Origin of the sequence: Pseudomonas sp. ICMP 561, assembly GCF_002699985.1 — a bacterium.
Lineage (GTDB): Bacteria > Pseudomonadota > Gammaproteobacteria > Pseudomonadales > Pseudomonadaceae > Aquipseudomonas > Aquipseudomonas quasicaspiana.
Window position 1 is genome coordinate 40,613 of sequence record NZ_LKBT01000016.1, and the last position, 12,464, is coordinate 53,076.

The 12,464-nt window shown below is 56.7% G+C and carries 11 protein-coding genes; 8 read left to right on the forward strand and 3 right to left on the reverse strand.

From position 1 onward, the window contains the following. Nucleotides 1–37: 37 nt before the first annotated feature. Nucleotides 38–1,954, forward strand: a complete 1,917-nt coding sequence (locus AO242_RS14355) for an ATP-binding cassette domain-containing protein (RefSeq protein ID WP_099269234.1) — start codon at nt 38–40, stop codon at nt 1,952–1,954. A gap of 222 nt (nt 1,955–2,176) precedes the next feature. On the opposite strand, the gene AO242_RS14360 is transcribed toward AO242_RS14355, so the two are convergent. After that, entirely contained in the window at nt 2,177–2,617 is a 441-nt protein-coding gene (locus tag AO242_RS14360; protein ID WP_027900624.1) for a universal stress protein, read from the reverse strand. Between the two features lie 110 nt (nt 2,618–2,727). Between AO242_RS14360 and AO242_RS14365 the strand changes: the two genes are divergently transcribed. The 7 genes from AO242_RS14365 to AO242_RS14395 all read left to right on the forward strand — a co-directional run bounded on the left by AO242_RS14365 (nt 2,728) and on the right by AO242_RS14395 (nt 11,300). Then, nucleotides 2,728–3,165: a hypothetical protein gene (locus AO242_RS14365; protein ID WP_099269235.1), complete on the forward strand. Its 438-nt coding sequence runs from the start codon at nt 2,728–2,730 to the stop codon at nt 3,163–3,165. Nucleotides 3,166–3,751: 586 nt separating this feature from the next. Continuing rightward, on the forward strand, nt 3,752–5,899 hold the full coding sequence (gene fadB, locus AO242_RS14370; protein ID WP_099269236.1) for a fatty acid oxidation complex subunit alpha FadB: 2,148 nt from the start codon (nt 3,752–3,754) through the stop codon (nt 5,897–5,899). A 34-nt stretch (nt 5,900–5,933) separates the two neighbouring features. Next, nucleotides 5,934–7,109 carry an acetyl-CoA C-acyltransferase FadA gene (fadA, locus tag AO242_RS14375; protein WP_027900627.1) on the forward strand — a complete coding sequence of 392 codons (1,176 nt, stop codon included), beginning with the start codon at nt 5,934–5,936 and terminating at the stop codon, nt 7,107–7,109. 102 nt (nt 7,110–7,211) lie between these two features. Next, nucleotides 7,212–7,448, forward strand: coding sequence for a DUF1653 domain-containing protein (locus AO242_RS14380; RefSeq protein ID WP_027900628.1), 237 nt, complete (start codon nt 7,212–7,214; stop codon nt 7,446–7,448). A gap of 114 nt (nt 7,449–7,562) precedes the next feature. After that, nucleotides 7,563–10,172 (forward strand): type I DNA topoisomerase, encoded by a 2,610-nt coding sequence (gene topA, locus AO242_RS14385; RefSeq protein ID WP_099269237.1) that lies wholly within the window; start codon nt 7,563–7,565, stop codon nt 10,170–10,172. A gap of 221 nt (nt 10,173–10,393) precedes the next feature. Then, entirely contained in the window at nt 10,394–10,915 is a 522-nt protein-coding gene (locus AO242_RS14390; protein WP_099269238.1) for a DUF6586 family protein, read from the forward strand. A gap of 151 nt (nt 10,916–11,066) precedes the next feature. After that, nucleotides 11,067–11,300 (forward strand): hypothetical protein, encoded by a 234-nt coding sequence (locus tag AO242_RS14395; protein ID WP_027900631.1) that lies wholly within the window; start codon nt 11,067–11,069, stop codon nt 11,298–11,300. 21 nt (nt 11,301–11,321) lie between these two features. Here AO242_RS14395 and sulA read toward each other — a convergent pair whose 3' ends face one another. Both sulA and lexA read right to left on the reverse strand, forming a co-directional pair. Next, nucleotides 11,322–11,792: an SOS-induced cell division inhibitor SulA gene (sulA, locus tag AO242_RS14400; protein ID WP_027900632.1), complete on the reverse strand. Its 471-nt coding sequence runs from the start codon at nt 11,790–11,792 to the stop codon at nt 11,322–11,324. Nucleotides 11,793–11,801: 9 nt separating this feature from the next. Then, nucleotides 11,802–12,410, reverse strand: coding sequence for a transcriptional repressor LexA (lexA, locus tag AO242_RS14405; protein ID WP_027900633.1), 609 nt, complete (start codon nt 12,408–12,410; stop codon nt 11,802–11,804). Nucleotides 12,411–12,464 lie beyond the last annotated feature (54 nt).

The window sequence follows — 12,464 nt, forward strand, 5'->3', positions numbered from 1 at the left end:
CTCAGGTAGAATGCGCCCCCGGTTTTTGGAGAAGCTCATGACCCTGCTCAAATTCAGCGATGTGTCCCTTGCGTTCGGCGCTATGCCGTTGTTGGACAAGGTATCCTGGCAGATCGCCCGTGGTGAGCGGGTGTGCATCATCGGTCGTAACGGTACTGGCAAGTCCAGCATGTTGAAGCTGGTCAAAGGCGTGCAAAAGCCTGATGACGGCGCAGTCTGGCGCGCGCCGGGCCTGAAAATCGGTGAATTGCCTCAGGAATTGCCAGTAGCCGACGACCGGACAGTGTTCGATGTGGTCGCTGAAGGTCTGGACGGTGTGGGCGCCTTGCTGGCCGAGTATCACCACCTTGCGCAGAACTGCGTTACTGAGGAAGACCTGAACAAGCTGATGCATGTTCAGCAAGACCTCGAAGCCCGTGATGGCTGGCGCTTGCAGCAACTGGTCGACAGCACCCTGAGCCGGCTGCAATTGCCCGCCGACAAGACTCTTGCCGAGTTGTCCGGTGGCTGGCGTCGTCGTGTCTTGCTGGCCCAGGCACTGGTTTCCGAACCGGATCTGTTGCTGCTCGACGAGCCAACCAACCACCTGGACATCGGTGCGATTGCCTGGCTGGAAGACGCCCTCAAGGAATTTCAGGGCGCCGTGCTGTTTATTACGCACGACCGTTCTTTCCTGCAAAACCTCGCAACGCGCATCCTTGAGCTGGACCGTGGCGGTCTGATCGACTGGAACGGCGACTACGCCAGCTTCCTGGTTCACAAGGAAGCCGTGCTGGCGGCAGAAGAAACGGCCAACGCGCTGTTCGACAAGCGGCTTGCCCAGGAAGAAGTCTGGATTCGTCAGGGCATCAAGGCCCGTCGTACCCGTAACGAAGGTCGTGTACGTGCACTCAAGGCGTTGCGCGTTGAGCGCAGCGACCGTCGCGAGCGTACCGGCAAGGCGAATATCCAGCTGGATACGGCCGACAAGTCCGGCAAACAGGTCATGGTTCTGGACAACGTCAGCTTTGCCCACCCGGGTGGCCCTATGCTGATCAAGGACTTCTCCATGGTCCTGCAGCGCGAAGACCGCATCGGTCTGCTGGGTGCCAACGGTACCGGCAAGACCACGCTGCTCAAGCTGATGCTCGACAACCTGCAGCCAACCAGCGGCTCGGTAGATGTCGGCACGCGTCTGGACGTGGCTTACTTCGACCAGTTGCGTCACCAGTTGGACCTCGAGAAAACCGTGATCGATAACGTCGCTGAAGGTCGCGATTTCATTGATATCGATGGTCAGAGTCGTCACGTACTGAGCTATCTGGGCGACTTCCTGTTTAGCCCGCAACGTGCCCGTACGCCGGTCAAGGCGTTGTCAGGCGGTGAGCGTGCGCGTCTGCTGCTAGCCAAGCTGTTCAGCAAGCCAGCCAACCTGCTGGTTCTCGATGAACCGACCAACGACCTGGACGTGGAAACCCTGGAGTTGCTTGAAGAGGTGCTGTTGACCTTCAAGGGCACCGTACTGATGGTGAGCCACGACCGGGCATTCCTCGATAACGTGGTGACCAGCACCCTGGTTTTCGAAGGCGAAGGCAAGGTCCGCGAATACGTCGGTGGTTATCAGGACTGGTTGCGTCAGGGCGGCTCGCCAAAACTGCTGGGTGTGACTGACTCCAAGTCGGGCAAGGCCGAACTGGCCACCGCAGTGGTAGAAGCTGCGCCGGTTGAAGCCAAGGAAATGCCGGTGGCGAGCGCCAAGAAGAAACTCAGCTACAAGCTGCAGCGCGAGCTGGAAGCACTGCCTGAGCAGATCGATGAAGTCGAGTCGCAGATCGCTGCCCTGACTGCTGAAATGGCCGAGCCTGGCTTCTATCAGCGTCCTGCGGAGCAAACGGCTGCAGTACTGGCACAACTGGAAAACCGTCAGGCTGAACTGGACGGTTTGCTGGAGCGCTGGGCCGAACTGGACGCCTGATACTCAAGGCCAATAAAAAGCCCGGATCAGTGATCCGGGCTTTTTATTGTGTGGCAAGCCACTGAATTGATATGCGCACTCCGTAGGAGCTGCCGAAGGCTGCGAAGCGTTCAACATGACACACCGCCATCGCAGCCTTCGGCAGCTCCTACAGTCCAATGTCGATAGCGAGACAGCGTTTTGACTTGGACGGGGAATGCGCTTACTAATCCTGTTGTTGAATCACTCCGCCTTTTTCAGGCGAACGGCGAGTACATCACAAGGTGCGCCATGCAGTACGTCGTTAGCTGTTGAACCAAGCAACAAGGCCAGGCCATGACGGCCATGACTGCCTACGACGATCAGGTCGCATTTTTCCTTGATCGCCAACTCATGGATTTCCTGGCGAGGCTGGCCATAGACCAGATGCGCTTCACCAATGTGAGTATCTGGATACTGAGACTTCAGTGCGGCAAGCTTCTCCTTGGCTTGATCAAACTGCTGCTGCTGAAGTTGCGAAAGATCCATCGGCACGTCGCCGCCGAAGGCCATGGCCATCGGCTCGACGATATGAACCAGTGACAATTTGGCCCCGTTGCGCTCGGCAATTTCGCGACCGCGGGAAAGGACAGGGTTGCACTCGTCTGTCAGGTCAACAGCGACCAGAACGTGTTCATACTTCATGAGGAAGTCCTCCTTAAGGTTGCGATGCGTTCAGTATGGCTCTTTCAGCCCAATCTGGGCAGGCCATTATTTTCATCTTTGGGTAAGCGGATAAAAAGGCAGCAAGCAATATGACGTTCTGGATAATTCTGTCAATCGTTGGCGTAATGCTTAGCCCTTTGGTCTGGCTGCGACCGTCCCGTCAGCAGGGCGGCAGAATGGCCCTACGGATGGAGGCACGGCGCATGGGGCTCGCCATGCAACTGTCGGCTCAGGACTGGCCGCACTGGCTGGCCAAAGAGCCGCCAAGCCCCTGCGCTCAATACCATCGGCCCCGACGCGGCAGCAAACCTTCCGTTTGGGCTTACTGGCAGGCAGAGCCCGGCGTCTGGCTCAATCAGTGGCGTGAGCCTTGCGAGGACGCTGCGTTACTGGCGCACTTCAATACCCTGCCGGCGGACGTCTACAAGGTCGAAGCGGACCAGCAGATGGTCACCTTGTATTGGGGCGAGAAGGGCGAATCAGAGGTGTTGCAGCGTATTGCTGCAGTGCTGAAAGCGCTGGCATAGCGTTCACAGCATCAAATTTCAGGCATTAAAAAGCCCGATAACAACATCGGGCTCGGGTTGGCCAGGCAGGCCGGTAATTCTGTGGCGCTTTGCGGTGCAATGCCCAAAGCGGGTGACGAAAGCCTCGACGGATATGGAAAACTTCACATCGTGCTGTCGTGCGCTGAATGTAGACGCTTTGCTCTCATTTGTCGCGCTTTCTTGTATTTATTTTTATGCGTGACCCTATGTGGTGCAAAAACATGCATTCGCAGGTGTTCACTTTTTGCCGATAAACACAGTGAATAGAGGCTGATCACGCTCGGCTTGAGGGCTCCTGGGCGTGCGATGCTTTAGGGGATGACCCGCATTTGTCGGTGATTCGTCGAATTGACAAACCGCAGGATTTGCATGAAGGTAGGCGCACCCAAATCAAACGGGCGTATGAATTGAGCGTTTGGTAGTAAGACAGTTCTTACAGATCCCGGCTACCGCATCGACGGGTGTGCCTGAAGATTTGGCGTTTCACCGACGATAACGTCGTAGCCGCGCCAGATTTCAGCGTCCGGTGTGTATTGTTCAGCTTCCATATCGTGGAGATCAGTTGATGATTTACGAAGGTAAAGCCATCACGGTTAAGGCTCTTGAGAGCGGCATCGTCGAATTGAATTTCGACCTCAAGGGTGAGTCCGTCAACAAGTTCAATCGTCTCACCCTCAACGACCTTCGTCAGGCCGTGGATACCATCAAGGCTGATGGCTCCATCAAGGGCGTGATTGTCACCAGCGGCAAGGACGTCTTCATCGTCGGTGCCGACATCACTGAGTTCGTCGACAACTTCAAGTTGCCGGATGCAGAGCTGCTGGCGGGCAATCTGGAAGCCAACCGGATTTTCAGCGATTTCGAAGACCTTGGCGTACCTACCGTGGTGGCCATCAACGGTATCGCGCTGGGTGGCGGTCTGGAAATGTGTCTCGCCGCGGACTACCGGGTAATGTCCAGCAGCGCCAAAATCGGCCTGCCTGAAGTCAAACTGGGTCTCTACCCTGGTTTTGGCGGTACGGTGCGTCTGCCGCGTATCGTCGGCGCCGACAATGCTATTGAGTGGATTGCTTCCGGCAAGGAAAATCGCGCCGAAGACGCCCTGAAAGTCGGTGCAGTCGATGCTGTGGTCGCTCCTGAAAAACTTCAGGAAGCTGCGCTGGACCTGATCAAACGTGCCATTTCCGGTGAGTTCGATTACAAGGCCAAGCGCCAGCCAAAACTGGAAAAACTCAAGCTCAACGCCATCGAGCAAATGATGGCATTCGAAACCGCCAAGGGTTTCGTCGCCGGTCAGGCTGGCCCGAACTATCCAGCCCCGGTCGAAGCGATCAAGACGATCCAGAAAGCTGCGAACTTCGGTCGCGACAAGGCGCTGGAAATCGAAGCTGCCGGTTTTGTCAAAATGGCCAAGACCTCTGCGGCACAGAGTCTGATCGGCCTGTTCCTGAATGATCAGGAACTGAAGCGCAAAGCCAAGGTTTACGATGAAGCCGCCAGAGACGTGAAGCAGGCTGCAGTGCTGGGCGCAGGCATCATGGGCGGCGGCATTGCCTATCAGTCAGCTTCCAAAGGTACGCCGATCCTGATGAAGGACATTCGTGAAGACGCCATTCAGTTGGGTCTGAACGAAGCCTCGAAACTCTTGGGCAACCGTGTTGAAAAAGGCCGTCTGACTGCTGCCAAAATGGCCGAAGCGCTCAATGCGATTCGTCCGACGCTGTCCTACGGCGATTTCGGCAACGTCGACCTGGTGGTCGAAGCCGTTGTCGAGAATCCGAAGGTCAAGCAGGCGGTATTGGCTGAAGTCGAAGCTCAAGTGGGCGAAGACACTATTCTGGCTTCCAATACCTCAACGATTTCCATCAGCTTGCTGGCGAAAGCCCTCAAGCGTCCGGAAAACTTCGTCGGCATGCACTTCTTCAACCCGGTGCACATGATGCCGCTGGTTGAAGTTATTCGTGGCGAGAAGTCCAGTGAGCTGGCAGTTGCCACCACCGTGGCCTACGCCAAGAAAATGGGCAAGAACCCGATCGTGGTCAACGATTGCCCGGGCTTCCTGGTCAACCGCGTGCTGTTCCCGTACTTCGGCGGTTTCGCCCGCCTGATCAGTGCCGGTGTGGATTTTGTGCGCATCGACAAGATCATGGAGAAATTCGGCTGGCCTATGGGCCCGGCGTACCTGATGGACGTGGTCGGCATCGACACCGGCCACCACGGTCGCGATGTCATGGCCGAAGGCTTCCCGGATCGCATGAAGGACGACCGTCGCTCTGCTATCGATGCGCTTTATGAAGCGAAGCGCCTGGGCCAGAAGAACGGCAAAGGTTTCTACGCTTATGAGACCGACAAGAAGGGCAAGCCGAAGAAAGTCACCGACTCTGCTGTGCTCGAAGTCCTCAAGCCGATCATCTACGAACAGCGTGAAGTGTCCGACGAAGACATCATTAACTGGATGATGATCCCGTTGTGCCTGGAAACCGTACGCTGCCTGGAAGACGGTATTGTTGAAACCGCCGCTGAAGCTGATATGGGCTTGATCTACGGCATCGGTTTCCCTCCGTTCCGTGGCGGTGCGTTGCGCTACATCGACTCCATTGGCGTCGCTGAATTCGTTGCCCTTGCCGATCAATATGCTGATTTGGGCGCTTTGTACCACCCGACCGCGAAGCTGCGTGAGATGGCCAAAAACGGCCAGAGCTTCTTCGGTTGAGAGCTTCGGTCAAGCGTCTTTCAGGAGTGAATGTATGAGTTTGAATCCAAGAGATGTGGTGATTGTCGACTTCGGTCGCACACCCATGGGCCGCTCCAAGGGTGGCATGCACCGCAATACCCGCGCAGAAGACATGTCCGCGCACTTGATCAGCAAACTGCTTGAGCGCAACAACAAGGTTGATCCCGCCGAAGTTGAAGACGTGATCTGGGGCTGCGTCAACCAGACCCTGGAGCAGGGCTGGAACATCGCGCGTATGGCGTCGTTGCTGACACAGATCCCACACACGTCAGCGGCGCAGACGGTCAGCCGTCTGTGTGGTTCCTCGATGAGTGCGCTGCACACTGCCGCGCAAGCGATCATGACCGGTAACGGTGATGTGTTCGTGGTCGGCGGCGTTGAGCACATGGGGCACGTTGGCATGATGCACGGCGTTGATCCAAACCCGCACATGTCTCTGTATGCCGCCAAGGCATCGGGCATGATGGGTCTGACCGCAGAAATGCTTGGCAAAATGCATGGCATTACCCGTGAGCAGCAGGATGCCTTTGGCGTGCGTTCCCACCGATTGGCCCACAAGGCCACGCTGGAAGGCAAGTTCAAGGACGAGATCATCCCGATGCAAGGGTATGACGAGAACGGTTTCCTCAAGGTCTTCGACTATGACGAAACGATTCGCCCCGAGACAACCCTGGAAAGCCTCGCGGCCTTGAAGCCAGCCTTCAACCCGAAAGGCGGTACTGTGACGGCGGGCACATCTTCGCAAATCACCGACGGTGCTTCGTGCATGATCGTGATGTCCGCCCAGCGCGCTCAGGACCTTGGTATTCAGCCATTGGCGGTGATCCGTTCCATGGCCGTGGCAGGTGTGGATCCGGCAATTATGGGTTATGGTCCTGTTCCGGCGACGCAGAAAGCCTTGAAACGCGCGGGTCTGAGCATCGCTGATATCAACGTCTTCGAGCTCAACGAAGCTTTCGCTGCACAGGCCTTGCCAGTGCTGAAAGATTTGAAAGTGCTCGACAAGATGGATGAGAAGGTTAACCTGCACGGCGGCGCGATCGCCCTGGGCCACCCGTTTGGTTGCTCCGGCGCTCGTATTTCCGGCACTTTGCTCAATGTCATGAAGCAAAATGGCGCCAATCTCGGTGTTGCAACAATGTGCATCGGTTTGGGGCAGGGTATCGCTACCGTCTTCGAACGCGTCTGACGCGTTTGTTTGATGCGAGCCGGGGCCAGGTGCCCCGGCTTTTGTATTTTTGTATAAGCCATTCCAGAAAAGTTTTTCAGTTTTTTTCGCGAGGACAGCAACATGAATTTACAGCCAGGTCTCTATCGCCATTACAAAGGCCCCGAGTACCGCGTATTCAGTGTTGCCAGGCACTCCGAAACCGAAGAAGAAGTGGTGTTTTACCAAGCGCTGTACGGCGATTTCGGGATGTGGGTGCGGCCGCTGAGCATGTTTCTTGAGTCCGTCGAGGTTGACGGCGAGCAGGTCCCGCGCTTTGCTTTGGTTCAAGTCGAGCCGAGTCTCTTTTCCAGGCCGTGAGGCGAGTTCGATCACTATCCCGTGCTTGACCTCCTCTTGTAGCCACTATATATAGCGGGGCCCTGACAGGTTCCAACCGTCTTTCATTTTCAGTATTCAGGAATTTTCTGATCCATGGGCAAATCGCTGGTCATCGTGGAATCCCCGGCTAAGGCCAAGACCATCAACAAGTATTTGGGCAACCAGTACGTGGTGAAGTCGAGTATCGGCCATATCCGAGACCTGCCCACCAGCGGTTCGGCTAGCGCCAGTAAAGAACCCGTCAAACGTGGCAAGGCCGCGGTTGGCGAAGGGCCGGTGCTCACGCCTAAAGAGAAGGCGAAGAAGCAGCTGGTCGCCCGCATGGGCGTCGATCCGGATCATGGCTGGAAAGCCAAGTACGAAATCCTTCCCGGTAAAGAGAAGGTGATCGAAGAGCTGCGTCGGCTCGCCAAGGATGCTGACACCATCTATCTCGCGACGGACTTGGACCGCGAGGGGGAAGCCATTGCCTGGCACCTGCGCGAAGCCATTGGTGGGGATGACAGCCGCTACAAGCGCGTGGTGTTCAACGAGATCACCAAGAAAGCCATTCAGGAAGCGTTCTCCAAGCCGGGCGAGCTGGATATCGCCCGCGTCAACGCTCAGCAGGCACGCCGTTTCCTCGACCGGGTCGTGGGTTACATGGTGTCGCCGCTGCTGTGGCAGAAGATTGCTCGTGGCCTGTCCGCCGGTCGTGTGCAGTCGGTTGCCGTAAAGCTGGTAGTGGAGCGTGAGCGGGAAATCCGGGCGTTCAACCCTGAAGAGTATTGGGAAGTACACGCTGACCTGGGCACTGCCAAGGGCGCCAACGTGCGTTTCGAAGTTGCCCGGGAGAACGGCGAAGCGTTCAAGCCGCTGAACGAAGCTCAGGCCATGGCGGCGCTGGAAAAGCTCAAGGCTTCCAGCTACAGCATCGCCAAGCGTGAAGACAAGCCGACCAGCAGCAAGCCTTCGGCGCCTTTCATCACCTCGACCCTGCAGCAGGCTGCCAGTAACCGCTTGGGCTTCGGCGTGAAGAAAACCATGATGATGGCCCAGCGTCTGTACGAAGCGGGTTACATCACTTACATGCGTACCGACTCGACCAACTTGTCCGCTGACGCGGTAAGCATGGCGCGCGATTACATCGAAGCCGAGTTCGGCAAGAAGTACCTGCCGGAATCGCCAAACGTCTACAGCAGCAAGGAAGGCGCACAAGAGGCTCACGAAGCGATTCGTCCTTCTGACGTGAACACGCATCCGAGCAAGCTGAGCGGCATGGAGCGCGATGCTGAGCGCCTGTATGAGCTGATCTGGCGCCAGTTCGTTGCATGCCAGATGCCTCCGGCGCAATACCTGTCGACTACCGTCAGTGTCGCGGCCGGGACCTTCGAGTTGCGTGCCAAGGGTCGTATCCTCAAGTTTGACGGTTACACCCGTGCCTTGCCGCAGATGACCAAGCCGGGCGATGACGACGTATTGCCGGACATGGCTCAGGGCGAAACCCTGAAGCTGATCAAGCTCGACCCGAGCCAGCACTTCACCAAGCCGCCTGCGCGTTACTCGGAAGCGAGCCTGGTAAAAGAGATGGAAAAACGTGGCATCGGTCGTCCGTCGACTTATGCGGCAATCATCTCGACCATTCAGGATCGTGGTTATGTAGCGCTGCACAATCGCCGTTTCTACTCCGAAAAAATGGGCGATATCGTTACCGAGCGGCTGTCCGAGAGCTTTTCCAACCTGATGGACTATGGCTTCACGGCCGGCATGGAAGAAAACCTCGATGACGTGGCCCAGGGCGAGCGTGACTGGAAAAACGTGCTCGACGAGTTCTACGGTGATTTCCGCAAGAAACTCGAAGTAGCTGAAGCGCCGGACAGCGGAATGCGTTCCAACGAACCGGTGATGACTGATATTCCGTGCAAGGTGTGCGGCCGCCCGATGCAGATTCGTACTGCATCTACCGGTGTGTTCCTTGGTTGCTCGGGTTACAGCCTGCCACCGAAAGAACGTTGCAAGGCTACCGTCAACCTGACGCCGGGCGATGAAATCGCCGAAGACGACGAAGGTGAATCCGAGTCCCGTGTCCTGCGCGGCAAGCATCGCTGCCATATCTGCAGCACGGCAATGGATGCTTACCTGCTGGATGAGAAGCGCAAGCTGCACATCTGCGGTAACAACCCGGATTGCGTTGGCTTTGAAGTGGAAGAGGGCAACTACCGGATCAAGGGTTACGAAGGTCCGAGCCTGGAGTGTGACAAGTGCGGCAGTGAGATGCAGCTCAAGACGGGCCGCTTCGGCAAGTTCTTTGGTTGTACCAATCCTGACTGCAAGAACACTCGCAAGCTGCTCAAGAGTGGCGACGCAGCTCCACCGAAGATGGATCCGGTGAAGATGCCTGAGCTCAAGTGCGATAAGGTCGACGATACGTACATTCTGCGTGACGGCGCATCCGGGTTGTTCCTCGCGGCCAGTCAGTTCCCGAAAAATCGTGAAACCCGCGCGCCGCTGGTCATGGAGATTGCACCGCACAAGGACGAGATCGATCCGAAGTATCACTTCCTGTGTGATGCACCGAAAAAAGATCCGGACGGACGCCCAACAGTGATCCGCTACAGCCGCAAGACGAAAGAGCAGTACGTTCAGACTGAAGTGGAAGGAAAGCCAACCGGCTGGAAAGCGTTCTACGACGGCAAGGCCTGGAAGGTCGAAGACAAGCGTTGATTTAACGCCTGACTGAACACAAAGCCCTCGGTATGCTGGTCGTGCCGAGGGTTTTGTTGTTTTGGCTGGGTGAAACTCCGGTAGGAGCGAACTTGTTCGCGAGCCGTTGTGGCTGATACACCGCTTCGCGAACAAGTTCGCTCCTACCAGGAAGCATTTAATTGAGCTAATTTGACAAGGCTTGGCTTCAGGTCTTGCTCATCGCTACGGAGACTGCCGCCATGGCGCACGAACTGTATACCCGCACCAATCAAAAGATTTATTTCGCCGGTCTCGCTCTGGAGTCCATGGGCAAGGCGCAGGAAGGCCGTGCCATGAACGCTCAGGCGCTGTTGCAGGCGGAGCGCGAGTCGGCGTTGTTCCATCTGTATGGCGCTTTGCTGGGTTTGTGTCACGAGATCGCCGGTTACTATCGTCTGCCGCAAGCCAATGCGCCACGTGCCGAGATGCTGCTCAATCAGGAAGTGCTGGATGCCCTGGCGATTCCGGAAATGGCCGAACTGGTCGAGTTGGCTCAACACCGGGAAACCTGGCTGGCTCAGTTGCTGGCAGCGTACAACGCCTTGTTCGAACCGCCGCGCGCGCCGAAAAAAGTGAAAGGCGATGTAACACAGCCATTGATTGTGGCGGTCAACCTCGATGAAGAGCCTGAGGTTGAGCTGACCCGCGAAGAACTGGAAAGCTGGCGCCAACAGCTCAAAGGGCTGGCGATTCGCTTCCGCGAAGGCCTCAGCGAGTGCTGAAGTGCAGTGATTGATTGCTCAATGCGTTCCGTTTTCAAGACGGCTGTTTCAAACAGCTCTGGCACTACGGCTTGTCATAAAACGGGAACAGGCCCTAGGGGCTGGGTCGACAGGCTGCTACAATGTCGGCCTTTCGTGGAGTACTGCCCTGATGCCAACATCGTTTCTTGAAATTGTGGAACTGCCTGACGGCCGTATAGAACTGCGTCGTGCCGATGATGAGGGGTCGTTGGTGACGTTGGATTTCTCCGCCGATGCCAAAGAGTTCCTGCAAGGGCAACATGTCGAAATCGCCAAGGCAATGTTGAGTGTCGGTGTACAGATGGCGGGTCGTCTTGCTGAAGGCGAGCTGGAAAAAGATACCGGCCCGCGAGTTCTTCACTAAAGCTGACTTCGCCCGCAATACCTAGCCCAGACGAATGTTGAGGCTCTGTGCATCACCCATTTTTGCCGCGCTGATCAGTTGTTGACGCAATCCTGTACCGAGCGGATTGATCCAGCTGACAACCGTGTGACTGCGGCCGAGGCGAAGTGCCTCGCGCGTCAGTTCAAATGCGCTTTGCGTCCCGCGTGGCTGCAGCAGCAAGATCCGCTCGCGGTTGAGGCCTGCATCACGCAGCCAGCTTTGGGTAAGGCTGGACGGTGGCGCGATCAGGGTCAGCCATCGAGCGTTGGACTCTTCGCTCAGCTCACGCAGGATTGGCGCCAGTAGACTCAGGCAGTTTCCGGCGGCACCACGCAATGACAGCTCACTGAAGACTTCAGGTTCATTGTTCCATGACGGTACTGCGGCTTCTTTGAGCATGGGCGCAATAGGCTGCGCGAGGAATGCTTCAAACAGCGGAAGTTGTGATTGCGGGGCCTGGACGAACTGCATGATGTCTCCTTAGCGACGGATAACGCCGACGCTCAAACCTTCGATAACCAGTTCCTGATCCTTGAGATTCACTTCGATGGGCGCGAAGTCCGGGTTTTCGGCAATCAGCCAGACTTTGCTGCCTTCACGCTTGAATCGCTTGACCGTCACTTCGTCGCCAATGCGCGCTACCACGATCTGGCCGTTGCGGGCCTCACGGGTGGTGTGCACGGCGAGTAGATCGCCATCAAAAATGCCGACATCTTTCATGCTCATGCCTTGCACCCTTAACAGGTAATCGGCACTTGGGTGAAAAAATGCAGGGTTGATGTTGCAGGATTCTTCAATGTGTTGCTGAGCCAGTATCGGCGCACCTGCAGCGACGCGACCGATGATGGGCAAACCACTTTCTTCGGGCTTTGCTTCAAAGCCTGGGATGCGAATGCCCCGGGAAGCGCCCGGCGTCATCTCGATAGCGCCCTTGCGAGCGAGGGCTTTCAAATGTTCTTCTGCGGCGTTGGGCGATTTGAAACCCAGTTCCTGAGCGATCTCCGCACGGGTAGGCGGGTAGCCGTTGTCTTCAAGACAGCGCTTGATGAATCCCAGAATTTCAGCTTGGCGTGGCGTCAGTTTAATCATGTTGATCGCTCTGTCTTTTTATACAGTGACTGGGATTATATACAGTACGAGCGA

Coding starts and splice junctions, on each gene's coding strand:
- AO242_RS14390 (WP_099269238.1), top strand. CDS start 10,394: ATGGCGCACGAACTGTATACCCGCACCAATCAAAAGATTTATTTCGCC.
- AO242_RS14395 (WP_027900631.1), top strand. CDS start 11,067: ATGCCAACATCGTTTCTTGAAATTGTGGAACTGCCTGACGGCCGTATA.
- lexA (WP_027900633.1), bottom strand. CDS start 12,410: ATGATTAAACTGACGCCACGCCAAGCTGAAATTCTGGGATTCATCAAG.
- AO242_RS14365 (WP_099269235.1), top strand. CDS start 2,728: ATGACGTTCTGGATAATTCTGTCAATCGTTGGCGTAATGCTTAGCCCT.
- fadB (WP_099269236.1), top strand. CDS start 3,752: ATGATTTACGAAGGTAAAGCCATCACGGTTAAGGCTCTTGAGAGCGGC.
- fadA (WP_027900627.1), top strand. CDS start 5,934: ATGAGTTTGAATCCAAGAGATGTGGTGATTGTCGACTTCGGTCGCACA.
- topA (WP_099269237.1), top strand. CDS start 7,563: ATGGGCAAATCGCTGGTCATCGTGGAATCCCCGGCTAAGGCCAAGACC.
- AO242_RS14380 (WP_027900628.1), top strand. CDS start 7,212: ATGAATTTACAGCCAGGTCTCTATCGCCATTACAAAGGCCCCGAGTAC.
- sulA (WP_027900632.1), bottom strand. CDS start 11,792: ATGCAGTTCGTCCAGGCCCCGCAATCACAACTTCCGCTGTTTGAAGCA.
- AO242_RS14360 (WP_027900624.1), bottom strand. CDS start 2,617: ATGAAGTATGAACACGTTCTGGTCGCTGTTGACCTGACAGACGAGTGC.
- AO242_RS14355 (WP_099269234.1), top strand. CDS start 38: ATGACCCTGCTCAAATTCAGCGATGTGTCCCTTGCGTTCGGCGCTATG.